The sequence below is a fragment of the Streptomyces sp. NPDC021019 genome (genome assembly GCF_044333295.1).
GTDB lineage: Bacteria > Actinomycetota > Actinomycetes > Streptomycetales > Streptomycetaceae > Streptomyces.
The window spans coordinates 878,769-900,764 of sequence record NZ_JBIRQR010000001.1 but is presented as its reverse complement, the minus strand read 5'-3'; the positions used below and the strand labels follow the sequence as shown (position 1 = coordinate 900,764).

Genomic DNA, 21,996 nt, shown 5'->3' with positions numbered 1-21,996 from the left:
GGGGCCTACGCGCCGCCCCCCGGCCCCTCGTCGACGGCCGTCGCGGCCGCCTCCTCGATGGCCTCCGCGACGACCTCCGCCAGGTGCCGGGCCCGCCGCCCGGTCAGCTGGTCGAGCTGCGTACGGCAGGAGAAGCCGTCCGCGAGGAGTTCCGTACCGGGTGCCGCGTTCCGTACGGCGGGGAGCAGCCGCTCCTCCGCGCAGGCGACGGACACCTCCCAGTGGCCCTCCTCGAAGCCGAAGTTCCCGGCGAGGCCGCAGCAGCCGCCGCTGAGTTCGCCGGTGAGGCCCATCCGTTCGCGCAGCCGGCGTTCCGCCGCGTCGCCGAGGACCGCGTGCTGGTGACAGTGCGTCTGGCCGGCGGCCGGGCGGTCCAGGCGGGGCGGGGTCCAGTCGGGGGCGTACTCCTCCAGGTACTGGGCGAACGTCCTCACCGAAGCGGCCAGTTCGGCGGCGCGCGGGTCGTGGGGGAGAAGTTCGGGCAGGTCGGTGCGGAGCGTCGCGGCGCAGCTCGGTTCGAGGACGACGAGCGGGTGGCCCGGCGGGAGGCGGAGCCGGTCCAGGGTGCGCCGCATCACACGGCGGGCCGCGTCGAGCTGGCCCGTCGACACGTAGGTGAGGCCGCAGCACAGACCGCGTGGCGGCGGCGGCACCGTGCGCCCCGTCGCCTCCGCCAGGACCCGGACCGCCGCCCGGCCCACCTGGGGGGAGAGGTGCTCGGTGAAGGTGTCCGCCCAGAGCGCCACCACCCGGTCCGAGGAGAGACGCCGGGTCTCCCTCCCCCGGCGGCGGCGCAGCCACCGGCTGTACGTCTCCGTCGCGAGCACCGGGATCGTGCGCTCGGGCGCGATCCCGGCCAGCCGTTTCGCGAGCGCGGCGAGGGGGCGCAGCCGGGCCAGCGCGTTGAGGGGACGGGCGAAGGGGGCGGCGAGGCGCAGCCACTGCGGCAGGCGGCCCATGGCGTAGTGGGCGGCGGGGCGGAGCCGGCCCCGGTAGTGGTGGTGCAGGAACTCCGCCTTGTACGTGGCCATGTCGACGCCCACCGGGCAGTCGCTGCGGCAGCCCTTGCAGGAGAGGCACAGGTCGAGCGCGTCCCGGACCTCCTCGCTGCGCCAGCCGTCCGTGATGACCTCGCCCGCGAGCATCTCGTGGAGCAGCCGGGCCCGGCCCCGGGTCGAGTGGGCCTCCTCGCCGGTCGCCCGGAACGACGGGCACATGACGCCCGAGCCGCTCGCCTCCGTCGTACGGCACTTGGCGACGCCGACGCAGCGGCGGACCGCGCCCGCGAAGTCCCCGCCGTCCTGCGGGTAGCCGAACTCCACGTCCACCGGGCGTTCGGGGAGGACGGCGAAGCGGAGGTTCTCGTCGAGACGGGCCGGGCGGGCGAGGATGCCGGGGTTCAGGCCGCCGTCCGGGTCCCACAGATCCTTGTACCGGTGGAAGAGGGCGACGAGTTCGTCCCCGTACATCTTGGGCAGCAGTTCCGCGCGCGCCTGGCCGTCGCCGTGCTCGCCGCTGAGGGAGCCGCCGTGCGCGACGACGAGAGAGGCCGTCTCCTCGGAGAACCCGCGGAAGCGGGCCACCCCGGCGTCGGTCATCAGGTCGAAGTCGATGCGGACGTGGACGCAGCCTTCGCCGAAGTGGCCGTACGGGGCGCCGCGCAGGCCGTGTTCGGCGAGGAGGGCCCGGAAGTCGCGGAGGTACGCGCCGAGCCGGTCGGGCGGCACCGCGCAGTCCTCCCACCCGGGCCAGGCCTCGGTGCCGTCGGGCATCCGGGTCGCGGTTCCGGCGGCGTCCTCGCGGATCCGCCACAGGGCCCGCTGCCCGGCCGGGTCCGTGACGACCGCCCCGTCCACCGCGTCGGCGCCCCGCAGGACGCGTTCGGCGTGCGCCCTTGCCTCGGCGGGGGTGTCGCCGCCGGTCTCGACGAAGAGCCAGGCGGCCCCGCGCGGCAGCCCGGCGGAGCGGGTGACGAGGTCGGCGGCCATGCCCTCGACGGTGAGCGGGCGGTACGGGAGGAGACCCGGGGCGGCGTCGGCGGCGGCGGACTCGTCGGCGTACCCGAGGACCGCCAGGGCGCGGGCGCGCGGGGCCTGGACCAGGCGGACGGTGGCCTCGGTGACGACGCCGAGGGTCCCCTCGCTGCCGCAGAACGCCCGGACCGGGTCGGGGCCGCCGGGGTGTTCGGGGAGCAGGGCGTCGAGCGCGTACCCGGAGATGCGGCGCGGGAGGCCGGGGTAACCGGTGCGCAGGAGGGCGAGGTGGGCGGCGACGAGCGCTCCGACGCCCGCGGGCCCCTCGCCGCTCCCCTGTTCCAGGTGCAGGGACTCGCCCCCGTACCGGACGACCGACAGTTTCCGCACGTTGTCCGCCGTGGTGCCCCAGGCCACCGAGTGGGCGCCGCAGGAGTTGTTGCCGATCATCCCGCCGAGGGTGCAGCGGCTGTGGGTGGAGGGGTCGGGGCCGAAGGTCAGGCCGTGGGGTGCGGCGGCGGCCCGCAGATCGTCCAGGATCACGCCGGGCTGGACGACGGCGGTGCGGGCGGCGGGGTCCAGGTCGAGGATCGTGCGCAGATGGCGGGTGAGGTCGAGGACGAGTCCGGTGCCGGTGGCCTGTCCGGCGATGGAGGTGCCGCCGCCGCGCGCCACCACCGGCACCCCGTGCTCCCGGCAGACGGCCAGGGCGGCGGCGACGTCGTCGGCGTCGCGCGGGGCGAGCACACCGAGCGGCACCCGGCGGTAGTTGGAGGCGTCCATCGTCGTCAGCGCCCGTGCGGCGGCCCCGAAGTCGCTCGTGCCGCGTACGGCGGAGCGGAGCGCCGCGACGAAAGCCGGGGGCATGGCGGTGTCCGGGGGGATGTCGGTATGCGGTCGATGCTGTTCGGCCATGGTCTCAGCATGCCGTCGTGTCAGGTGAACTCTTGGGATGCGCCAGGATCAAAGCACGTAAGCAGTACAAAAAAGCCCACAAGATCTTCCCAAACAGACCGTCAAGTCTCCTATAGTGACCAAGACTTGCGCAGGAATTGGCAGCTCCAGTTGTGCTGGATCGCCTACAACCGTGCCGAACTGTCCTGAAATCGACTGGTCGATTTCACCCGGTTCGAACCACTTGAAGCACATCGCACCACTTGAACCACCTCGCACCACGTGAAGCACCCTGCACCGCCTCGCACCGCCTCATACCGTCCCGCACCGTCCGCCACCGAGGACTCCGATTGCGCCCCTCACACCGGCCCACCGCACTCGCCCTGCTGATCTCGGCAGCCGCAACCGGCACGCTGACCCTGTGGGGCGTCGCCGTGGCCCCCGACGCGGTACGGGCCCCCCTGGCCTGGGGCGCGGGCGCGGCCGCCGTGCTGCTGAGCGTCTGCGTGGCCGTCACCGTCCACACCCTGGGGACCGCGCGGACCCTGCGCGCCCAGCGGGCCGCCGACGCCCAGCGGTTCACCGCCGAGACCTCGCGCCTGGTCTCCGCCTCCGCCGTCGAGGCCCAGCGCTTCACCGCGGAGACCGCCCGGATCAAGGGCGCCGCCTCCGCCGAGACCGCCCGGGTCGTCGCCGACGCCCGCGCCGAGAACGAGCGGCTCGCCGCGGCCGCCGCCGCCGAGCAGGGCCGGCTGGCCGTCTCCGTCGACCGGCTGACCGCCCGTGCCACCCGTGCCGAGACCGAGCGCTCCGCGGCGGTCGCCGCCTGCGCCAACGCGGCGGGGCGGATGCAGGCGCTGGCCACCAGCATGCTGGCCGACCTCCGCGAGATGGAGCACCGGCACTCCGACGAGTCCGTCCTCGGGGACCTGCTCCACCTGGACCACCGCACCGCCCAGGCGGGCCGCCTCGCCGACTCCATCGCCGTGCTGACCGGGGCCCGCTCCGGCCGGCGCTGGGCGAAGCCGATCGTCATGGAGTCGATCCTGCGCGGCGCGATGGGCCGGATCGGCAGCTACCAGCGGGTCCGCCTGCACTCCACCAGCGATGTCGCCATCGCCGGTCACGCGGCCGAGGGCGTCATGCACGCGCTCGCCGAACTCCTCGACAACGCTGCCAACTTCTCGCCGCCCACCGCCGAGGTCCACGTGTACGTGGAGGAGGTCCCGGCGGGCATCGTCATCACCGTCGAGGACAGCGGGCTCGTCATGAGCGAGGTGCAGCTGCGCCGCGCCGAGAAGGCGGTCTCCGCGGAGAACCAGGACCTCACCAACCTCTCCGGCACCCGCCTCGGGCTCGCCGTCGTCGGCAGGCTGGCCCGCAAGCACGGACTGACCGTCTCCTTCCGGCCGTCCGCCCGGGGCGGCACCGGCGCGCTGATGATGCTCCCCCAGGACCTCATCTCCCGCGCGACCGCACCGACGCCGACGGTCCCGGGCCAGGCCGTCGCGGCCCAGGCCGCTCCCACCACCCCGGCCGCTCCCGCCGCTCCCGCCGAGCCGGAGCCCTCGCACGCCTCGGCCGCCGGAACGGACACCGCCGGCGCCGCCCCCGCGGCCCGGTCCCTTCCCGAGGACGACGCCTCCACGCCCCTGACCCCGGCGGCGGAGTCGGAGCCCGCGGGCTCTTCGGTGGATTCGGCGTCCGAGTCCACGGGCTCCGTGCCCGCGTTCGGCGAGAGCGGCCTGCCCAAGCGCCGCCGAGGCCGCACGCTGGCCGCCGCCGAGGCCCGTACCGGCAACGCCACCCCCGGCGGAGCCGACACCCCCCGGGCCCGCACCACCGACCCGAAGGTCCAGGCCGCGCGCTTCAGCACCTTCAGCAAGGCGGTACGGGCCAACTCCACGCACCCGGAAGGCAACACCCGATGACCGCGACCACCGACGAGAAGCTCAACTGGCTGCTGGAGGGGCTGCTCGACCGCACCCCCGGTACCCGCCACGCCCTCGTCCTCTCCCGCGACGGCCTCAAGCTGTGCAGGACCCCCGAGCTCTCCGTCGACCAGGCCGACCAGCTGGCCGCGATCTCCGCCGGGATCCAGAGCCTCTCGCACGGCGCGTCCATCGAGTTCGGCGACGGCACCGGCGGCGTACGGTCCGCGATGGCCGAGTTCTACGGCGGCGTGCTGTTCATCGTCGAGGCGGGGGCCGGGGCCCACCTGGCCGTCGTCGCCGACGAGGACTCCGACGTGGGCCTCGTCGGCCACAACATGAGCGAGCTCGTCGAGCAGCTCGGCGAACACCTCGTCGCGCCGCCGCGCGAACCCGCCGAAGCCCCGGCCGTATGACGACGGCACCCCGCCCCCGACCGGGCCGCGACGAGGACCCGGACCGGCTGTACACCCTCACCGGGGGCCGCAGCCGCTCCGACTCCGCCGCGTTCGACCTGGTGACGCTCGTCGTCGCCGAGTGCGACCCGGCCCCCGGGATGCAGTCCGAGCACGTCGCGATCCTGCGGATGTGCCAGGGCCCCACCGCCGTCGTCGAGATAGCCGCGACCCTGAACCTGCCGGTCAGCATCGTCCGCATCATGCTGTGCGACCTGCTCGACACCGGACGGATCAGCGCCCGCCACCCCCGTACAGCCCGTGTCGCGGACCGGCTCCCCGACCCCGACATCCTGGAACAGGTGCTCGTTGGACTCCGCAACCTCTGACCGCGCCGCCCTGAGCGCGACGGCCGACAACGGACTGAAGATCGTTGTCGTCGGCGGCTTCGGGGTCGGCAAGACCACCATGGTCCGATCCGTGAGCGAGATCCGTCCGCTCAACACGGAGGAGACCATGACCCGCGCGGGCGAGGCCGTCGACCACCTCGACGGCATCCAGGCCAAGTCGTCCACCACCGTGGCGTTCGACTTCGGCCGGATCACGCTCGACGAACGCTCCGTGCTGTACCTCTTCGGCGCGCCCGGACAGGAACGCTTCTGGTTCCTGTGGGACCGGCTGTTCTCCGGCACGCTCGGCGCGGTCGTCCTCGTCGACACCCGGCGGCTCGCCGACTCCTGGTACGCCATCGACCGCCTGGAGCACCACGGCACACCGTTCATCGTGGCGTGCAACGACTTCGGCGGGCCGCTCCACAGCGAGCAGCAGATACGGGAGGCCCTGGACCTCTCGGAGGACGTGCCGCTGGTGGAGTGCGACGCGCGCGACCGCTCGTCCAGCAAGTACGTGCTCATCACCCTCGTCGAACACCTCGCCGCGCTCTCCGCCGCCCGCCTCCGCGCCCCCGAGGCGGCCCTGGCGGCGGCCGGCCCGACCCCGGAGCCCGCCCCGTGACCCCTGTCTCCGGCTGCCCCGTCACCCACGGGTCCGTCCCCCTGTCCGGGCCCCGCTTCCAGAGCGACCCCGTCCAGCTCTACCGGGACATGCGGCGCGACCACGGGGCCATCGCCCCGGTCGTCCTCGACGGCGACGTGCCGGCCTGGCTCGTCCTCGGCTACCGCGAACTGCACCAGGTCACCGGCGACCCGGTCCTGTTCAGCCGGGACTCCGACCTGTGGAACCAGTGGGACCGCATCCCCGACGACTGGCCGCTGCTGCCGATGATCGGGCGCAAGCAGCCCTCGATCCTCTACACGGTCGGCGAGCGCCACAGCGTCCGCGCCATGATGATCAGCAACGCGCTGGAGGGCGTCGACCCGTTCTCCCTGAAGCGGTACGCGGAGGAGTTCGCCGACGAGCTGATCGACCGGTTCTGCACCAAGGGCTCGGTCGACATCATCGCGGAGTACGCCAAGCTGCTACCCGCCCTCGTGCTGGCCAGGATCTACGGCTTCTCCGACGAGGAGGCCCACCCACTGGTCGGCGCGATCAACGACATGATCGACGGCCGGGAACGGGCGCTCGCCGGACAGCAGCACCTCGCCACGTCGATGTTCCAGCTGCTGGCCGACAAGCACGCCGAGCCCGGCGACGACGTCGCCACCCGGATGCTCGCCGACCCAGGCGGCTTCACCGACGAGGAGGTCGCCCAGGACCTCATGGTGATGATGGCGGCCGGCCACCAGCCGACCGCCGACTGGATGGGCAACTCGCTGCGCCTCATGCTCACCGACGACCGGTTCGCCGCCTCGCTCTCGGGCGGCCGGCACAGCGTCGCCGAGGCGATGAACGAGGTCCTCTGGGAGGACACCCCCACCCAGAACGTGGCCGGCCGCTGGGCCGCCCGCGACACCCACCTCGGCGGCCGTCACATCCGCGCCGGCGACCTGCTGCTCCTCGGCCTCGCCGCCGCCAACGGCGACCCGCAGGTGCGCACCGACGGCTCGACCCTGACCGGCGGCAACAACGCCTTCCTCTCCTTCGGCCACGGCGAGCACCGCTGCCCGTTCCCGGCCCAGGAGACCGCCGAGGTCATCGCCCGTACCGGCATCGAGGTCCTCCTCGACCGGCTGCCGGACGTGGACCTCGCCGTCCCCGCCGGGCAGCTCACCCGCCGCCCGTCGCCCTGGCTGCGCGGACTGACGGACCTGCCGGTGCTCTTCACACCCACCCCCGCCGTCGGAAGACCCGGAAGCTTCGGAGGCCCCGCATGACCCGCATCGCGCTCGACCCGTTCGTCACCGACCTCGACGGCGAGAGCGCCGCGCTCCGGGCCGCCGGCCCGCTGGCCGAGGTGGAACTGCCCGGCGGTGTACACGTGTACGCGGTCACCCGCCACGCGGAGGCCCGCGCGCTGCTCACCGACAGCCGCCTGGTCAAGGACATCAACGTCTGGAACGCCTGGCAGCGCGGCGAGATACCCATGGACTGGCCGCTGATCGGCCTGGCCAACCCGGGCCGCTCGATGCTGACGGTCGACGGGGCGGACCACCGCCGTCTCCGTACGCTGGTGGCGCAGGCGCTCACAGTGAAGAGGGTGGAGCGGCTGCGCGCCGGGATCGAGGCGCTGACGAACGCGAGCCTGGAGAGGCTGGCGGCCCTCCCCGCCGGACAGCCTGTCGACCTGAAGGCCGAGTTCGCCTACCCCCTCCCCATGAATGTCATCAGCGAGCTGATGGGCGTGGACGCGGCGGACCACCCCCGGCTGAAGGAGCTGTTCGAGAAGTTCTTCTCGACGCAGACGCCGCCGGAGGAGGTCCCGCAGATGATGGCGGACCTCGGGGCCCTCTTCACGAAGATCGTCGACTCCAAGCGGGCGAACCCGGGCGACGACCTGACCAGCGCCCTGATCGCGGCCTCCGAGGACGGCGACCACCTCTCCGACGAGGAGATCGTCAACACCCTGCAACTCATCATCGCCGCCGGACACGAGACCACGATCAGCCTGATCGTCAACGTCGTGGAGGCGCTGGCCACCCACCCCGAGCAGCGCGAGAAGGTGCTGAACGGCGAGATCGGGTGGGACGGCGTGATCGAGGAGACGCTGCGCTGGAACACCCCGACCTCACACGTCCTGATCCGCTTCGCGACGGAGGACGTCAAGGTCGGCGACAAGGTCCTCCCGAAGGGTGAGGGCCTGATCGTCTCGTTCGGCGCGCTGGGCCGCGACGAGGAGCAGTACGGCCCGACGGCCGGCGAGTTCGACGCCACCCGCACCCCGAACCGCCACATCGCCTTCGGCCACGGCCCGCACATCTGCCCCGGTGCGGCACTCTCCCGCCTGGAGGCGGGCATCGCGCTCCCGGCGCTGTACGAGCGGTTCCCGGAACTGGACCTGGCGGTCCCGGCGTCCGAGCTGCGCAACAAGCCGATCGTGACCCAGAACGACCTGCACGAACTGCCGGTGGAGCTGGGCTGCCCGTTCGGCCACGACGCCTAGATCTCCCCTTTACCCGGGCGTCCACGGGCCGGAGCACGCGTCTCATCCGACGGACACGGTTGCTGAGCCGTGCCACCGAGGGACTACGCTCCGTCCCGTGGCCGACATCCAGATTCCCGCTGACATCAAGCCCGCCGACGGACGCTTCGGCGCCGGTCCTTCCAAGGTGCGGACGGAGGCGCTCGACGCGCTGGCCGCCACCGGCACCTCTCTCCTCGGTACGTCCCACCGCCAGGCCCCGGTCAAGAACCTGGTCGGCGAGGTACGGGACGGCGTGCGCAGCCTCTTCTCCCTTCCCGAGGGTTACGAGGTCGTCCTCGGCAACGGCGGGTCCACCGCCTTCTGGGACGTCGCGACGCACGGACTGATCGAGTCGAAGTCGCAGCACCTGAACTTCGGCGAGTTCTCGTCGAAGTTCGCCAAGGCCGCGAAGCTCGCGCCCTGGCTGTCCGACCCCACCGTCATCGCCTCCGACCCGGGCACCCACCCGGACCCGAAGGCCGAGGCGGGCGTCGACGTCTACGCCTTCACCCACAACGAGACCTCCACCGGTGTCGCCGCCCCGGTCAAGCGCGTCGCGGGTGCCGACGAGGGCGCTCTCGTCCTGGTGGACGCCACCTCCGGTGCGGGCGGCCTGCCGGTCGACATCACCGAGTCCGACGTCTACTACTTCGCCCCGCAGAAGTCCTTCGCCTCCGACGGCGGCCTGTGGATCGCCGTGTTCTCCCCGGCCGCCCTGGAGCGCGCCGCCCGGATCCACGCCTCGGGCCGGCACATCCCGGAGTTCTTCTCGCTGCCCACGGCGATCGACAACTCCCTCAAGAACCAGACGTACAACACCCCGGCGCTCTCCACGCTCTTCCTGCTGAACGAGCAGCTGAAGTGGATGAACACCCAGGGCGGCCTGGACTTCACGACGGGCCGCACGGCGGCTTCGTCGGGCCACCTCTACGGCTGGGCCGACGAGTCGAAGTACGCCACCCCGTTCGTCACGGACCCGGCGAAGCGCTCGCAGGTCATCGGCACGATCGACTTCGCGGACGAGATCGACGCGGCGGCCGTCGCCAAGGTGCTGCGCGCCAACGGCATCGTGGACACCGAGCCGTACCGCAAGCTGGGCCGCAACCAGCTGCGCGTGGCGATGTTCCCGGCGATCGACCCGGCGGACGTCCAGGCGCTGACGGCGTGCGTCGACTACGTGATCGAGAAGCTGTAGCTCCTACCGGCTCACGGCTCGACGGCTGTACGGAGACGGCCCGGCACCCACGCGGTGTGCCGGGCCGTTTCTGCTTCACTCGACCGGGTGGCATATGCCAGAAACGCGATCTCGGCCCACTCCGCCCTACGATGATGCTCTCGACACCAGCCCATTCCAGGAGGCCCGCAATGTCTGCAGCAGCAGTCGAGCACCCCTGTGACGATGAGCCGGAAACGCTGCTGGAAACGGCCAACCGTCTCATGGAACAGCTTCCGGGGCATCGCGTCGAGATCATCGGAGGCCTCGTCACCGTGGCACCACCCCCGGACGGCCCGCATGCCGACGCCCTGACCACACTCACGGTCCCCTTCCTCGCCGCCGGTCTGCACGGCGAGGAGTCGAGAGTCCTCCAGGGCATCGGTCTCTGGCTCCCCAGCGGACCCGAGGACTACGTGATCCCCGATCTGGCGGTCGTCGACGCCGACTACGGCGAGCACCCGCGCGAGAACAACAGCTACGACCCCGCCTGCTTCCGCCTGGTCCTGGAGGTCACCTCCGGGAACTACCAGACCGACCTGCGCCACAAGGTCACCGCCTACGCCCAGGCCAAGATCCCGGTCTACGTGATCGTCGACCGCAAGCACGGCCGCGTCCACGTCCTGACCGAACCGCTCCCCGGCGGCTACGACCGCCACGAGGTCTACGCCCCCGGCCAGCAGGCCCCGCTCCCGGCCTCGATCGGCGCCGAGGTCTCCCTGGACGTCGACGAAATCGTGCGCGCGGGCCGCCCGAAACGCTGAGGACGCGGCCCGGACCGGTCCTACTCCCCCGTCGCCGCCACCAGCACAGCCCGCAGCGCGGCTATCCCCGCGAGCCACTCCTGGTCCGCACCGGCGTCCGCCCACAGATCCAGCGGCTCCGCGTTCTTCGCGGTGAGGCGGTCCAGGGCCCGGACGGCCAGCGGGCGCAGATCGGCGGGAAGCTGTGGCAGCGGCTCCTTCGGGCCGTACGCGGTGGTGACGGGCTCTCCCCCGGGGCACTGGGCGGCGATCAGCGCGGCGGCGGCCACCGCCTCCTCCCCGCCGTCCGCATAGTCCTCCGGGCCGGTGTCCGCGACGGCGGTCAGGACGTCCCGGAGCACGTCCGCCTTCTTCCCGGGCTCCGTGTCGTCGACCCGCCCGCCGAAGTCGGCCGCGGTGTCGTTGTCGAAGTGGCCGATGTCCCACGCACCCATGGGGTCCCCCTCAATCCGCTGTGCCGGTCACCCCGTCGTGCCGGTGTCCCCATCCTCACAGCCGCCACTGACAATCGGCCGGGCCGGGCTCACCGCACGCGGGAACCGCCTCTTCCGGAATCGGCGCCGTCCGAGCCGTCCTCGTCGTCCTCGTCCGGAATGTGCACGTCGAAGACGTTGATGTTGATCTCGACGGCCTCCAGCCCCGTCATCGTCTCCACGGCGTCGACGACGTTCGCGCGGATCCGGTCGGCCAGCTCATGGATCGGAACCCCGTACTCCACCTCGACGTCGACGTCGATCGCCGTCTGTTTCTCGCCGACCTCGACCTTCACGGTCCGTCCCCTGCCCGAGGCCCCGGACACCCTGCCCGCCACGGCGCCCAGCGCCTTCGACGCGCCCTTGCCCACCGAGTGCACGCCGTCGGTCTCGCGGATGGCGATCTCCGCGATGGTGGCCACGACGCCGTCGGCGATGGTGGTCCTGCCGCGCACGCCGCTTTCCTTCCCGCCGCTCGTCGTCGGGTTTCCGCTCAGAGATTCGATGTCGACCATGTCCGCCTCACAGAGAGTGCTTGCCACGGGCGCTCCTCCCACCCGTGCGGCCCCCTCATTCACTCTCCGCCCGCCCGCGACCATCCGCCATTCGAGGTACCCGGACTCAGTCGCGGGGCAGCAGCGTTCCCAGCGGCCCGAGGTCGAGATTGAGGTCCTCGGGTCGCACGCCGTGCTGGTCGCAGAGCTCGTTCATCCGCTGGTCGAGCAACATGAGCGTGGTCCCGATCTCCTCGACCTGCTCGTCGCTGAGGTCGCCCTGTTCGACCCGGCGGATCGCCTGCCGCTCCATCAGCTGCCGGAGCAGCTCCACCACGGTGAGGACCAGGGCCACCAGGTCCCGCCCCATCTGCTCGGAGTCCAGATCGACCCGTGAGCCCGGGGCCCGGCCCGCGCCCGTCACAACGGCCCCCCGTCGGCCCAGGGCGCCGGAACCCGCTCGCTGACCGACGACAGCAGGGCGTGCAGGGACACCCGCACCAGAGGTACGTCGGCGATGGCGATCACCAGGTCCCCGCTGACGACGACACCGGTCGCCAGGACACGGTCCAGCAGGTCCACCAGCGGTACCCCGATGGGCCCGATCAGGGGCTCCGGGCTGTCCCAGGGGACCACCGCGCGCTCCGCCGCTGCCACGGCTACACCTCCCCTACGAAGGAGTACGGAACCCAGGGCCCGGTCAGCTCGATCCGCGCCCCGGTCCGCTCGCCCAATCCCCGTACCAGAGCGGCCAGTTCATCCGACCGGTGCTCGGCCACGAGGTACGTGGCATTGAGCACGTGCACCCGGCCGTCAGCCCCCGGTACGGCTCCGTGCGTACGGAGGCGGCGCGACGCGGTAGCCAGCTCCCGGAGTTCGGCGTCCACGGATTCCGCGACGGACAGGGCCTGTTCCCGGCGCCGCTCGCGTCGCTCCTGGACCCCGCGTCTGCGGTTCAGGTAGGCGAGCCCGGCACCGGCGGCGGGAGCCTCGCGCCCGCCACCTCCGGCGGTGACGGGTTCCGCTTCCTCGGGAGCGGTCGCGGGCTCGTACACCTTCACGCCCCACTCGGCGTGGTGCGCGATGCGCTTCAGCACCTGGTGGAAGCGGTGTGCCTCGTCGTCCAGCGCGCGGCGGGCCCGGTCGTCGTCGTGGTAGAGCGTGGCGAGGGGCAGCGGTACGGCGGGCCCGTGAGCGGCCGCGGCGGACACGACCTCGTGGTGGGCCCGGGCGTACCGCTCGATCTCACGCGGATCGGAGAGCCGCGACTGCCAGACCTCGTCCGTGAAGTCGGCGGCCGGGACGGTCTGGACCACGGCGGTCAGCGGTCCGGAGGGCAGCAGCCGGACGGCCGCACCGCCGGGCATGCCGACCAGGCCGGTGACATCGGCCGTGTGCGCGGCACGGGCGCCCCGGCAGACGGCGAACACGTACGTGACACCGGTGCCCGGAGCCCGGTCCCGGTGGGCGGGATGCGTCATCTCTGCCCGGTCTCCTTACTGTCGTCCACGTCGTCCACGTCGTCCACGTCGGCGCTTCGGTTCGGGCGCGGGCCGGGGTCCTCATCCGCGCCCGTCCCCGGTTCGAGGGCCTGGAGGCGTTCACGCAGTCGGCGGTTCTCGTCCTCCAGGGCGTTGCGCGAGGCCCGGGAGCTGAGGGCCGGATCGGTCTCCCACCAGTCGATGCCCGCCTTCTTCGCGGTGTCGACGGATGCCACGAAGAGGCGGAGCCGGATGGTGAGGAGTTCGATGTCGAGAAGGTCGATCTTGATGTCCCCGGCGATGACGATGCCCTTGTCCAGGACGCGTTCGAGAATGTCGGCGAGGTTGGTGGTCTGAGGGCCGTTGGCCGGCGGCCCTCCCTGCCGGAAGTCGAGGTCGGTCACCGCGAGGCCCCGGACCGGCGCCTGCGGCTCGCGCGCTTCTTGGCGGGCGGCTCCTCCGGCTCTTCCTCGTCCTCTTCCTCTTCCTCGTCCTCGTCTTCCTCGGGCTCCTCTTCCTCGTCCTCGTCCTCCTCGTAACTCTCGGGTTCCTCCTCCTCTTCCTCCTCAGGCTCATCCTCGTCCGGCTCCTCGTCGTCGTCCGGCTCCTCGTCCTCCTCGTCGTAGTCCTCCTCCCCGCCCTCCTCTTCGCCTTCCTCAGGCTCCTCCTCGCCGTCCTCGTCCGCGTCCTCGCCGTCGTCGGCCTCTTCCGCCTCCTCACGCTCGACGGCCTCCTCATGGCTGACCACGACCTCGCCGTCGCGGATCTCGCCGCGCCACCCCTCGGGCTCTTCTTCGGTGAGGCTCACGTAGCGCTGGAAGTGCTTGAAGTCCAGCCGTACGCGACGGCCTTGGGCGCGCCAGAGGTTGCCCGTCTTCTCGAAGAACCCGGACGGGTAGTACTCCATGACCAGCACGATGCGGGTCAGGTTCGGGGCCAGCTCATGGAAGCTGATGGCTCCGCGCGTGCTGCCCTTGGCGCCCTCGGAGGTCCAGACGATCCGGTCGTCCGGCACCTGTTCCTGCACCGTGGCCTTGAAGCCGCGCGTGGAGGGGCCGACCTTGACCTTCCAGTCACTTTCCTCGTCCTCGCCCTTGGAGACGCTCTGGACGCCCTTCATGAAGCCGCTGAACTCTTCGTACTGCGTCCAGGCGTCGTAGGCGGTACGCAGCGGTACACCGACGTCGATCACTTCGATGATGTTCATGAACTTGCCGCCGCCGGCCTTGCGGCTGCCCTTGCCGCCGCCCCCGCCGAACGCGCTCTTCGCCTTGTCCACCACCGCGTCCTTCGCGCCCTTGGCCTTCTCCGAGACGAACGCCTTCACCGGGGATTCGCCCCGGAGCACGCGAGAACCGATGGCGGGCAGTGAGCCGCCGTTCTCGGCCGCATCGGTCAACTGACCGGTGAGATCGGAGAGTTTGCTGCCCGCCTTCTCAGCGAGTTGCTGGACCTGAGCGCCGGCGAATTTCGACAGCTCTTCCTTGATGCGGCCGACACCCGACTCCGCCGGAGCCTCGGATTCGTCCTTGTCCGTCGTTGCCATGGCTGACTACCTCCGGCGATCGGCGCGCTTGGATGCTGACCGCTTCGACGTCGCTGTCTTCTTCGCGGCAGACTTCTGGGGGGCGGACTTCTTGGCCGCGGGCTTCTTGGCCGGAGCGGTCTTCTTGGCCGGTGCGGCCTTCTTGGCCGTCTTCTTCGCTGACGTCTTCTTCGCTGGAGCAGCCTTCTTGGCGGGGGCCTTCTTGGCCGGAGCCTTCTTGGCGGGGGCCTTCTTGGCGGGGGCCTTCTTGGCGGGGGCTGCCTTCTTCTCCGCCGGCTTCCTGGCCGGGGCCGCCTTCCTGGCGGGGGACTTCCTCGCCCGGGACGGCTGCGGCGGGTCCGCCTCTTCCTCTTCTTCCTCGTCCTCCTCTTCGGGCTCCTCCTCTTCCGGCTCCTCGTCCTCGTACTCCTCGTCCTCTTCGGGCTCCTCTTCGTCCTCCTCCTCGTCCTCGCCTTCCGGCTCTTCCTCGGGCCCCTCGTCCTCGTACTCGCCCTCGTCCTCGTCCTCTTCGTCCGCCTCGTCGTCGGGCGCAGCCGTGAGCCGGGCCGTCCGGTCGCCGATGGCGTCCGCCAGGGAGGCCATGGAGCGGTTGGCGGCGGCCGTCACCGCCTGGCGTCCCGCGTCGAGGACCTCGCCCCGCAACTGCTCCTGCAACTCGGCGACCTGCGGCACCTCGCCGAGCCTGCGCATGCCTTCGGCCGCCAGCTGGCGGGGTTCGAGTCCGAACCGGCGCCCCGCCAGATAGGTCGCGACGCTCAGCGCGACCCGGCCCTTCTTCGTCCGGCCCAGCACGTATCCGCCCACTACGGCGGCCGCGAGCGCCACTTTCGCCTGGTCATCCATGTCTGTCACCTTCTGTCGTCGGTGTCCGGCCGCCCTGTGCCGCGTACAGCCGGTCGAGCAGCGTCTCTTCCTGCGCCTCGAACTCCTCCAGACCGATGTGCCCCTCGTCGAGCTCCTGGTTGAGGGCCGCCAGCTGCGCGCGGATCACCCCGGGGTCGTAGAGTTCGCGCTCGGCGGCGTCCTGCAACCGCTCCGCGACCCACACCACGCCCCGGGCGGGTGCCAGGGGGAGCATCAGGAGTCCGGAGATCAGCCCCATCGTCAGCCTCCACCGACCGGCGCGGGCGGCCTCGTGCTTCCGGCGTCGACGAAGCTGTAGCAGGGCAGCGGCCCCGCGAGGCGGAGCTCGACGTGGTCGCGGTGGGCCGCCGCGAAACGATCGGCCGTCGCGCGGAACCGGTCGCTGTCCGCCCGCGCCACGAGAAAGGACACGTTGAGCGCGCAGCCGGGAACCTCGGGGCCCCCGGCCGTCGCCCGGGCCATCGGAGCCAGATCGCGCAGCGCCCGCCGGCCCGCCTCGCCCGCCCGGCGCGCCAGGGCGGACGCGACGGCCGCCCCCAGGCGCACATGGGCCTCGTACCCGGGCCGCCGGCGGGTTTCCTCGCGCAGCCGCCGTACGGTCGCGTCCCCCGCCACCAGTGCGGCGAGGGCGTCATGGGCCGGCAGGGCCTTGACGTTCATCTCGATGTGCCCGGCGACCCGGTCCAGCGCGGCGAGGTGGCCCGCCTGCGCCCCGGTCAGCTGGGCGCGCAGCGCGTCGTCGTCCGGCGCGACCATGCCGAAGCGCATCGGCAGGACCGGCCCGCTGTCCGCCAGACGCGTCAGGAGTTCCTGGTGAGCCAGCAGATCACGCCGCCGGGCCCGCAACTGCGCGGGAGCGGCGCTGACGACGGCGGCCACCGGGCCCACTGCGACCGTCCGCAGCGAGGCGGGCGGGCTGCCGACGCCCCCGGACTTCGCGGGCAGCGGCGTTCCGGCCCTGACGACCGCGTACACGTACAGCCCCGTTCCGGTGGCCTGGCCCGTCCCCGGGCCGTCCACGCGCACGTCAGGCCTCTGCCCTGCGGCGACGGCTCGTGCCACCGCTGCCGCTGCTGCTGCGGGCGGGGGCGCGGCGCTTCTTCGGGCGCGCCGGCCGTTCCTCCGCCTCTTCCTCGTCGTACGCGTCGTACTCGTCGTCCTGGCCGCCGGCCCCGACCGCCTTGCGTACGGTGTCGCCGACGGACTCCGCGGCCTTGCGCACCTTCCGCTTGCCGATGGAGCGGGCGGCGGAGCCGCCGAGCAGCTCGGGGACGGTGGTGCTGCCGGAGTCACGTTCGAGATCGAGACGGTTGCACGCCTCGGCGAAGCGCAGGTAGGTGTCGACACTCGCCACGACTATGCGCGCGTCGATCTTGAGGATCTCGATGCCGACCAGGGAGACGCGTACGAATACGTCGATCACCATGCCCCGGTCGAGAATGAGCTCCAGCACGTCGTAGAGCGTGCCTGCGCGGGGCGGGCACGGAGCGGCGCCGTCGACGTAGGTGGTGGTCGTCATGGGGGGTCCTTCCAGCTGTCGGACGAAGTGGGGTCACTCGTCGGCGGCACCGCGCCGGTAGCGGCGGACCCGGGTGTACTCCACGAGTTCGCAGGCTCCGTCGAGCCGCACCTCGTACGAGGCGAGGAGACTGGTCGTGTCCGGGATGCGGGGCACTTCGAGGACGTCCACGACGACGCACCAGCCGTCGTCGTCGGATCGTCGGATCGCGGAGACGCCCTCGGCCGGGTGGCTGATCAGCGATTCCAGGCTCTGACAAGCGGCGCGGGCCGCGTGCTCGGGCCCCTTCCTGGCCGTGGACTTCTTCCGGGTCCCCGGGGAGGAGCGTTCGGCGCGCGCTGAACGTTGGTCTGCCATGGTGACCAGTCTGGTCACCATGGGGCACTTCGCATCCTGAGTGAGCCGGTGGTGCGACACCCCGCCCGCCCGGGCCGGTCAGCGGGCACAGCCGGGCAGGGCAGGGGGCGGGCAGGCCAGGGCAGCGCAGGAGGCGGGCGAGGTCGGCCGACAGCCGGGATCGGAGACCCGCGGGGCAGAAGGCGCGCGAGATCCGACGACAGCCAGGGTCAGACCGCGGGCGGCCTCCGCGCCGGCACGAACCCCTGCGGCGTCCGCTCCGGGAACGGCCCGTCCGTGTCCCGTTCCCGCCACACCATGGACCGCACCTCCAGGCCCGCCCCTCGGAGCAGCTCGGCGATCCGCTCCGGCTGCCGCCGGTGGAAGTAGAGCGAGATCTCCAGGCCCCACGCCTCCGTATACCGCAGCGGCTCGTCCCCGACCTGGAAGCCCAGCTGTACGTGGGCCCCCGGGGCCAGTACGCGGTGGAACTCGGCGAAGGCGCCCGGCAGTTCCTCGTCCGGGACGTGGATCGTCGAGTACCAGGCGAGCAGCCCGCCCAGCGAGGCGTCCGGCAGCCCGAGGTCGAGCATGGAGCCTTCGTCGAAGCGCAGCCCCGGGTGCTCCTCCCGCGCCACGGCCACCATCCGCGGGGAGAGGGCGAATCCGAACACGTCCAGTCCCCGACCCAGTGCGTGAAGGTGCGCGGTCACCCGGCCCGTCCCGCAGCCCACGTCGGCCACCGGGAGGCCGCCGCCGGCCGCCGCGAGTTCGGCGAACGCGCTCAACAGCGCACGTTCCAGCGGCTTGGCCTCCAGCTCGCCCCGGGTGAAATCGACGTAGCCGGGGGCCATGGCGTCGTACGAGACCCGGGTGGCGTTCAGGAAGTCAGGTTCGGCGGTCGTGGAGCGGAACCCTGCGACAGGCGCGACACCGCAGTGCGCTCGCGGCCTCACCGCAGGTCGGCCGCGGTGCGCGGGGCAGTCCCTCGACGGGCCCCCGCTCGCGGGCCCGGGCGGCCAGCGGCATGAGCGCGTCGCCCTGCCCCTGCCCCACCCTTCCGACATGCTTGCTTACCTCAGGGTAACCACCCACTACACAGTGCGTACTTGATCACCTTGAGGGCTGCGACCAGCATAATCCGCATGGCGAAGAACACTGTTGAGAGAATCCCCGTCACGCTGCTGGGCCTCGGTGCGATGGGCACCGCACTGGCCCGTACCTGGCTTGCGGCCGGCCACCCGCTCACCGTCTGGAACCGCTCCCCGGCCCGCGCCACGGCGCTCGCCGCCGAGGGGGCGGAGGTCGCGGACACCGTCACCGAAGCGGTCGCGGCGAACACCCTCGTCGTGGTCTGCCTGTTGGACGACGCCTCGGTCGGCGAGGCGCTGGCGGGCACCGACCTGGCCGGCAAGGACCTGGTCAACCTGACCACCAGTACCCCTGCCCAGGCACGGGCACGCGCCGAGTGGGCCCGCGAGCGTGGCGCCCGCTACCTGGACGGCGGGATCATGGCCGTCCCGCCCATGATCGGAGTCCCGGAGGCCGGCGGCTACGTCTTCTACAGCGGCTCCCCGGAGCTGTTCGAGCGACACCAGGAGACCCTGGGCGTCCCGGCCGGCACGACCTACGTCGGCGAGGACGCGGGATTCGCGGCCCTGCACGACGTGGCCCTGCTCAGCGCCATGTACGGGATGTTCGCCGGGGCGGCGCATGCCTTCGCCCTGATCCGCAAGGAGGACATCGACCCGGCGGCGCTCGCCCCGCTGCTGGCCGACTGGCTCGTCGCGATGGCCCCGTCGGTTCACCAGACCGCCGACCAGCTGCGGAGCGGTGACTACACCAAGGGCGTGGTCTCGAACCTCGCCATGCAGGTGGCCGGCGCGCCGACCTTCCTGGACACCGCCGCGCAGCAGGGGGTCAGCCCCGAACTGCTCGACCCCTACTTCGAGCTGATGCGGCGCCGCCTGGCCGGGGGCAGTGGCGAGGAGGACCTGACGGGCGTGATCGACCTGCTGGTGCGCCGACCGGACCACGCCGCCTGACGCATCGGAACCGGAGCCGGCCCTAACGGGCCCCCGGCACCGGTGGGTTGCCCGCCCATCGCCGTTCGCCGTCCCCCCACTCACCGGTCGGCCGGAGGCCCGCCGCCGTGGCCACCGCCTCGGACGCGGCATGGTCGGGATGGATGTGGGCGACGAGTTCCCGGACGCCCCCGGCCGCGACCAGGTGCGCGGCCAGGCCCTTCGCGGCCTCGCTCGCGTAGCCCCGGCCCTGCCACGGCGTCCCGACCACCCAGGCGATCTCCGCCCGGGGCCCCCGTACGGTCGCCTGCACGTATCCGGCGAGATCTCCGTCCGCGCGGACCCTGAGCACCCAGTTCCACCACCGCTCCCCGGGGTCCGGCGAACCGGCGCTCTGCCGCTCGTACCGGAACCGCAGCGCGGCCGGGTCCGGTGGGCCGCCGCCGGTGAACACGTACAGGGCCGGGTCCGTGAGGACGACCGCCATCTCCTCGGCGTACGCCGGTTCGAGGGGGAGCGCGTCGAGACGGGCGGTGGTGAAGGGCAGAGGTGTGATGGTCGTCGGCACGGTGCCCGACCCTACGCCGACCGCCGACCCCCGGCACCATGGTTTCCGCAGCTCACGGCCGGTGTGCGAGGGCCCTCACCGGCTCAGGCGCTGGAAGCGGCGCACCGCGAGCGGCAGGAACACCAGCGTGAGCACGAGCGGCCACACCAGGGCCATCAGCAGGGCGTGCTCCTCCACCCAGGTGCCGCCGCCCGCCACGGGGTTGCCGAACAGCTCGCGGGTGGCCGTCGCCGTCGAGGAGATCGGGTTCCAGGCGGCGATCGTGCCCAGCCAGCCCGGCATCAGGGACGGGGCCACGAAGGTGCTCGAGATCATCGTGACGGGGAAGGCCACCGCGTACAGTCCGCCCGCCGCCTCCGGGGTGGGCACCAGCATGCCGAGCCAGACGCCGACCCAGATCAGGCTGAACCGCAACAGCAGGAGCAGCCCGAACGCCCCGAGGGCGGCCAGCACCCCGCCGTCCGCGCGCCAGCCGATCAGCAGCGCGGTGACGGCCAGGATGGTCAGTTCGGCGGCGGCCACCACCAGATCGGCCGTCCCGCGTCCGGAGGCGAAGGCGGAGGGAGCCATCGGCATGGACCGGAAGCGGTCGACGACCCCGTTGGTGGCGTCGGTGACGACGGCCACGGCGGTGTTCATGAAGCCCATGGCCATGGTCATGGCGAACATGCCGGGCATCAGGAACTCCCGGTAGTCCCCGCCCCCGGGCACCTTCATCGCGCTGCCGAAGACGTATCCGTACAGCAGGACGGAGAGGATCGGGAAGCCGAGCTGCCAGACGACGGCGGAGGGATGGCGCTGGTAGTGGGTGAGGGTGCGGCGGGTGATGTTCCAGCAGTCGGAGACCGCCCAGAAGACCGAGGCGCGGTCGTGCGCCGGGCCCGTCGCCCCAGCGGGGTTCCTTTCGAGTGTGGTCATGCCGCCGCCACCTCCGCGGAGTCGTGGTTGTCGATGTCGTGGTTCCTGGCAGGGCGGTCACCGGCGTCGTCGCCCTCGACGTCAGGTGCCGTGCCGTGGCCCGTCAGGCGCAGGAACACGTCGTCCAGGCTCGGCCGGCGCAGCCCGATGTCCTCCACCGCGACCCCCGCGTCCTGGAGGCTCCGGGCCACCTCGGTGAGTGCGGCCACCCGGTCGGCGACCTGGGCGTGCACCTTGCGGGCGGTGGCGTCGGTGACGACGAGCCCGCCGCCGGCCACCCGGTCGACGGTCCTCGCCACCGCGTCGAGGTCCCCCGCGTCGGCGGCCACCACCTCGATACGGTCGCCGCCGACCCGGTTCTTCAGCGCGTCCGGGGTGTCGTCGGCGATGGCCCTCCCCCGGTCGATGACGGTGATCCGCGAGGCGAGCCGGTCCGCCTCGTCCAGGTACTGCGTGGTCAGCAGCACGGTCGTACCGCCCGCCACCAGCGCCCGGACCGCGTCCCAGACCTCGCCCCGGCCGCGCGGGTCGAGTCCGGTCGTCGGCTCGTCCAGGAAGAGCACGTCGGGCTGGAGGATCATGGAGGAGGCCAGGTCGAGGCGTCGCCGCATGCCGCCGCTGTACTCCTTGGCGCCCTTGTCGGCGGCCTCGGTCAGGTCGAACCGGTCCAGCAGTTCCCCGGCGCGCTGCCGGGCCCGGCGGTTGCCGAGATGGAAGAGCCGCCCGAACATCTCCAGGTTCTGCCGCCCGGTGAGGCCTTCGTCGACGGCCGCGTACTGTCCGGTGAGCCCGATCCGGCTCCGTACGCGGCGGGGTTCGCGCGCCACATCGAGCCCGGCGACCTCCGCCCGGCCCGCGTCGTACCGGAGGAGCGTGGCGAGGATCCGCACGGCGGTGGTCTTGCCCGCCCCGTTCGGGCCGAGCAGGCCGTGGACGGTGCCGGGGCGCACGGCGAGGTCGAACCCGTCGAGCGCCCGCTTCTCCGACCCGCCCTCTCCCCGCCCCCGGTACCGCTTCACGACACCTTCGGCGAGCACCGCGTACCCGGACGCGGACCCTGTTTTAGGCATGGGCATGGCGCAA

The 21,996-nt window shown here is 72.4% G+C and carries 26 protein-coding genes; 9 read left to right on the top strand and 17 right to left on the bottom strand.

The genetic code is table 11. From position 1 onward, the window contains the following. Positions 1-5 precede the first annotated feature (5 nt). Positions 6-2,888 carry an FAD-binding and (Fe-S)-binding domain-containing protein gene (locus tag ACH4RG_RS04210; protein ID WP_398539086.1) on the bottom strand — a complete coding sequence of 961 codons (2,883 nt, stop codon included), beginning with the start codon at positions 2,886-2,888 and terminating at the stop codon, positions 6-8. A gap of 329 nt (positions 2,889-3,217) precedes the next feature. On the opposite strand from ACH4RG_RS04210, the gene ACH4RG_RS04205 reads away from it, so the two are divergent. The 8 genes from ACH4RG_RS04205 (at position 3,218) to ACH4RG_RS04170 (ending at position 10,690) form a co-directional block, all read left to right on the top strand. Next, on the top strand, positions 3,218-4,798 hold the full coding sequence (locus ACH4RG_RS04205) for a sensor histidine kinase (RefSeq protein ID WP_398161648.1): 1,581 nt from the start codon (positions 3,218-3,220) through the stop codon (positions 4,796-4,798). Then, positions 4,795-5,214, top strand: a complete 420-nt coding sequence (locus ACH4RG_RS04200) for a roadblock/LC7 domain-containing protein (RefSeq protein WP_030709614.1) — start codon at positions 4,795-4,797, stop codon at positions 5,212-5,214. The genes ACH4RG_RS04205 and ACH4RG_RS04200 overlap by 4 nt, the downstream gene beginning before the upstream one ends. After that, positions 5,211-5,582, top strand: a complete 372-nt coding sequence (locus ACH4RG_RS04195; protein ID WP_003967208.1) for a DUF742 domain-containing protein — start codon at positions 5,211-5,213, stop codon at positions 5,580-5,582. Before ACH4RG_RS04200 ends, ACH4RG_RS04195 begins: the two co-directional genes overlap by 4 nt. Next, positions 5,563-6,207 (top strand): ATP/GTP-binding protein, encoded by a 645-nt coding sequence (locus tag ACH4RG_RS04190; protein WP_371625116.1) that lies wholly within the window; start codon positions 5,563-5,565, stop codon positions 6,205-6,207. Before ACH4RG_RS04195 ends, ACH4RG_RS04190 begins: the two co-directional genes overlap by 20 nt. Further along, positions 6,204-7,466 (top strand): cytochrome P450, encoded by a 1,263-nt coding sequence (locus ACH4RG_RS04185; protein ID WP_397919472.1) that lies wholly within the window; start codon positions 6,204-6,206, stop codon positions 7,464-7,466. The genes ACH4RG_RS04190 and ACH4RG_RS04185 overlap by 4 nt, the downstream gene beginning before the upstream one ends. Then, complete coding sequence (locus ACH4RG_RS04180) at positions 7,463-8,692, top strand: cytochrome P450 (RefSeq protein WP_397919470.1); 1,230 nt, start codon at positions 7,463-7,465, stop codon at positions 8,690-8,692. Before ACH4RG_RS04185 ends, ACH4RG_RS04180 begins: the two co-directional genes overlap by 4 nt. A 97-nt stretch (positions 8,693-8,789) precedes the next feature. After that, complete coding sequence (gene serC / locus ACH4RG_RS04175; RefSeq protein WP_397919468.1) at positions 8,790-9,908, top strand: phosphoserine transaminase; 1,119 nt, start codon at positions 8,790-8,792, stop codon at positions 9,906-9,908. Positions 9,909-10,078: 170 nt separating this feature from the next. Beyond that, on the top strand, positions 10,079-10,690 hold the full coding sequence (locus tag ACH4RG_RS04170) for a Uma2 family endonuclease (protein WP_397919466.1): 612 nt from the start codon (positions 10,079-10,081) through the stop codon (positions 10,688-10,690). A gap of 20 nt (positions 10,691-10,710) precedes the next feature. Here ACH4RG_RS04170 and ACH4RG_RS04165 read toward each other — a convergent pair whose 3' ends face one another. From ACH4RG_RS04165 to ACH4RG_RS04105, 13 genes are all read right to left on the bottom strand, one after another. Further along, entirely contained in the window at positions 10,711-11,124 is a 414-nt protein-coding gene (locus ACH4RG_RS04165; protein WP_397919464.1) for a DUF4259 domain-containing protein, read from the bottom strand. A gap of 89 nt (positions 11,125-11,213) precedes the next feature. Next, positions 11,214-11,678, bottom strand: coding sequence for an Asp23/Gls24 family envelope stress response protein (locus tag ACH4RG_RS04160; RefSeq protein WP_397920519.1), 465 nt, complete (start codon positions 11,676-11,678; stop codon positions 11,214-11,216). Between the two features lie 106 nt (positions 11,679-11,784). Then, complete coding sequence (locus ACH4RG_RS04155) at positions 11,785-12,081, bottom strand: gas vesicle protein K (RefSeq protein ID WP_397919462.1); 297 nt, start codon at positions 12,079-12,081, stop codon at positions 11,785-11,787. Beyond that, positions 12,078-12,314 (bottom strand): gas vesicle protein, encoded by a 237-nt coding sequence (locus ACH4RG_RS04150; protein ID WP_397919460.1) that lies wholly within the window; start codon positions 12,312-12,314, stop codon positions 12,078-12,080. The genes ACH4RG_RS04155 and ACH4RG_RS04150 overlap by 4 nt, the downstream gene beginning before the upstream one ends. A gap of 2 nt (positions 12,315-12,316) precedes the next feature. After that, the gene (locus ACH4RG_RS04145) at positions 12,317-13,138 is read right to left on the bottom strand and encodes a GvpL/GvpF family gas vesicle protein (RefSeq protein WP_398161650.1); all 822 of its coding nucleotides are present in this window, start codon (positions 13,136-13,138) and stop codon (positions 12,317-12,319) included. Next, complete coding sequence (locus ACH4RG_RS04140; RefSeq protein ID WP_398539085.1) at positions 13,135-13,542, bottom strand: gas vesicle protein; 408 nt, start codon at positions 13,540-13,542, stop codon at positions 13,135-13,137. Before ACH4RG_RS04140 ends, ACH4RG_RS04145 begins: the two co-directional genes overlap by 4 nt. Then, complete coding sequence (locus tag ACH4RG_RS04135; protein ID WP_398539084.1) at positions 13,539-14,684, bottom strand: SRPBCC family protein; 1,146 nt, start codon at positions 14,682-14,684, stop codon at positions 13,539-13,541. The genes ACH4RG_RS04140 and ACH4RG_RS04135 overlap by 4 nt, the downstream gene beginning before the upstream one ends. A 6-nt stretch (positions 14,685-14,690) precedes the next feature. Next, positions 14,691-15,527, bottom strand: coding sequence for a histone protein (locus ACH4RG_RS04130; RefSeq protein WP_398539083.1), 837 nt, complete (start codon positions 15,525-15,527; stop codon positions 14,691-14,693). Next, positions 15,520-15,786 carry a gas vesicle protein GvpG gene (locus ACH4RG_RS04125; protein ID WP_397919450.1) on the bottom strand — a complete coding sequence of 89 codons (267 nt, stop codon included), beginning with the start codon at positions 15,784-15,786 and terminating at the stop codon, positions 15,520-15,522. Before ACH4RG_RS04125 ends, ACH4RG_RS04130 begins: the two co-directional genes overlap by 8 nt. Before the next feature lie 2 nt (positions 15,787-15,788). Continuing rightward, positions 15,789-16,574: a GvpL/GvpF family gas vesicle protein gene (locus tag ACH4RG_RS04120; RefSeq protein WP_398161656.1), complete on the bottom strand. Its 786-nt coding sequence runs from the start codon at positions 16,572-16,574 to the stop codon at positions 15,789-15,791. A gap of 1 nt (position 16,575) precedes the next feature. Then, on the bottom strand, positions 16,576-17,067 hold the full coding sequence (gene gvpJ, locus ACH4RG_RS04115; protein ID WP_397927607.1) for a gas vesicle protein GvpJ: 492 nt from the start codon (positions 17,065-17,067) through the stop codon (positions 16,576-16,578). A 33-nt stretch (positions 17,068-17,100) separates the two neighbouring features. After that, positions 17,101-17,424 carry a gas vesicle protein gene (locus tag ACH4RG_RS04110; protein ID WP_397919444.1) on the bottom strand — a complete coding sequence of 108 codons (324 nt, stop codon included), beginning with the start codon at positions 17,422-17,424 and terminating at the stop codon, positions 17,101-17,103. Between the two features lie 209 nt (positions 17,425-17,633). Continuing rightward, a complete protein-coding gene (locus tag ACH4RG_RS04105; RefSeq protein WP_398539082.1) occupies positions 17,634-18,257 on the bottom strand; it encodes a class I SAM-dependent methyltransferase in 624 nt (207 codons plus the stop codon). Between the two features lie 291 nt (positions 18,258-18,548). On the opposite strand from ACH4RG_RS04105, the gene ACH4RG_RS04100 reads away from it, so the two are divergent. Beyond that, positions 18,549-19,448 (top strand): NAD(P)-dependent oxidoreductase, encoded by a 900-nt coding sequence (locus ACH4RG_RS04100; protein WP_397919442.1) that lies wholly within the window; start codon positions 18,549-18,551, stop codon positions 19,446-19,448. Between the two features lie 22 nt (positions 19,449-19,470). Here ACH4RG_RS04100 and ACH4RG_RS04095 read toward each other — a convergent pair whose 3' ends face one another. The 3 genes from ACH4RG_RS04095 to ACH4RG_RS04085 all read right to left on the bottom strand — a co-directional run bounded on the left by ACH4RG_RS04095 (position 19,471) and on the right by ACH4RG_RS04085 (position 21,989). After that, positions 19,471-19,995: a GNAT family N-acetyltransferase gene (locus tag ACH4RG_RS04095; RefSeq protein WP_397927605.1), complete on the bottom strand. Its 525-nt coding sequence runs from the start codon at positions 19,993-19,995 to the stop codon at positions 19,471-19,473. Between the two features lie 75 nt (positions 19,996-20,070). Then, on the bottom strand, positions 20,071-20,913 hold the full coding sequence (locus ACH4RG_RS04090) for an ABC transporter permease (RefSeq protein ID WP_397919438.1): 843 nt from the start codon (positions 20,911-20,913) through the stop codon (positions 20,071-20,073). Continuing rightward, the gene (locus tag ACH4RG_RS04085) at positions 20,910-21,989 is read right to left on the bottom strand and encodes an ATP-binding cassette domain-containing protein (protein WP_397919436.1); all 1,080 of its coding nucleotides are present in this window, start codon (positions 21,987-21,989) and stop codon (positions 20,910-20,912) included. Before ACH4RG_RS04085 ends, ACH4RG_RS04090 begins: the two co-directional genes overlap by 4 nt. Positions 21,990-21,996 lie beyond the last annotated feature (7 nt).

Excerpts from the sequence above, each read along its gene's own strand:
- ACH4RG_RS04210 (WP_398539086.1), bottom strand. The coding sequence starts at position 2,888 with ATGGCCGAACAGCATCGACCGCATACCGACATCCCCCCGGACACCGCC.
- ACH4RG_RS04200 (WP_030709614.1), top strand. The coding sequence starts at position 4,795 with ATGACCGCGACCACCGACGAGAAGCTCAACTGGCTGCTGGAGGGGCTG.
- ACH4RG_RS04195 (WP_003967208.1), top strand. The coding sequence starts at position 5,211 with ATGACGACGGCACCCCGCCCCCGACCGGGCCGCGACGAGGACCCGGAC.
- ACH4RG_RS04180 (WP_397919470.1), top strand. The coding sequence starts at position 7,463 with ATGACCCGCATCGCGCTCGACCCGTTCGTCACCGACCTCGACGGCGAG.
- ACH4RG_RS04170 (WP_397919466.1), top strand. The coding sequence starts at position 10,079 with ATGTCTGCAGCAGCAGTCGAGCACCCCTGTGACGATGAGCCGGAAACG.
- ACH4RG_RS04165 (WP_397919464.1), bottom strand. The coding sequence starts at position 11,124 with ATGGGTGCGTGGGACATCGGCCACTTCGACAACGACACCGCGGCCGAC.
- ACH4RG_RS04160 (WP_397920519.1), bottom strand. The coding sequence starts at position 11,678 with ATGGTCGACATCGAATCTCTGAGCGGAAACCCGACGACGAGCGGCGGG.
- ACH4RG_RS04145 (WP_398161650.1), bottom strand. The coding sequence starts at position 13,138 with ATGACGCATCCCGCCCACCGGGACCGGGCTCCGGGCACCGGTGTCACG.
- ACH4RG_RS04135 (WP_398539084.1), bottom strand. The coding sequence starts at position 14,684 with ATGGCAACGACGGACAAGGACGAATCCGAGGCTCCGGCGGAGTCGGGT.
- ACH4RG_RS04130 (WP_398539083.1), bottom strand. The coding sequence starts at position 15,527 with ATGGATGACCAGGCGAAAGTGGCGCTCGCGGCCGCCGTAGTGGGCGGA.
- ACH4RG_RS04125 (WP_397919450.1), bottom strand. The coding sequence starts at position 15,786 with ATGGGGCTGATCTCCGGACTCCTGATGCTCCCCCTGGCACCCGCCCGG.
- gvpJ (WP_397927607.1), bottom strand. The coding sequence starts at position 17,067 with ATGACGACCACCACCTACGTCGACGGCGCCGCTCCGTGCCCGCCCCGC.
- ACH4RG_RS04110 (WP_397919444.1), bottom strand. The coding sequence starts at position 17,424 with ATGGCAGACCAACGTTCAGCGCGCGCCGAACGCTCCTCCCCGGGGACC.
- ACH4RG_RS04105 (WP_398539082.1), bottom strand. The coding sequence starts at position 18,257 with ATGGCCCCCGGCTACGTCGATTTCACCCGGGGCGAGCTGGAGGCCAAG.
- ACH4RG_RS04100 (WP_397919442.1), top strand. The coding sequence starts at position 18,549 with ATGGCGAAGAACACTGTTGAGAGAATCCCCGTCACGCTGCTGGGCCTC.
- ACH4RG_RS04090 (WP_397919438.1), bottom strand. The coding sequence starts at position 20,913 with ATGACCACACTCGAAAGGAACCCCGCTGGGGCGACGGGCCCGGCGCAC.
- ACH4RG_RS04085 (WP_397919436.1), bottom strand. The coding sequence starts at position 21,989 with ATGCCCATGCCTAAAACAGGGTCCGCGTCCGGGTACGCGGTGCTCGCC.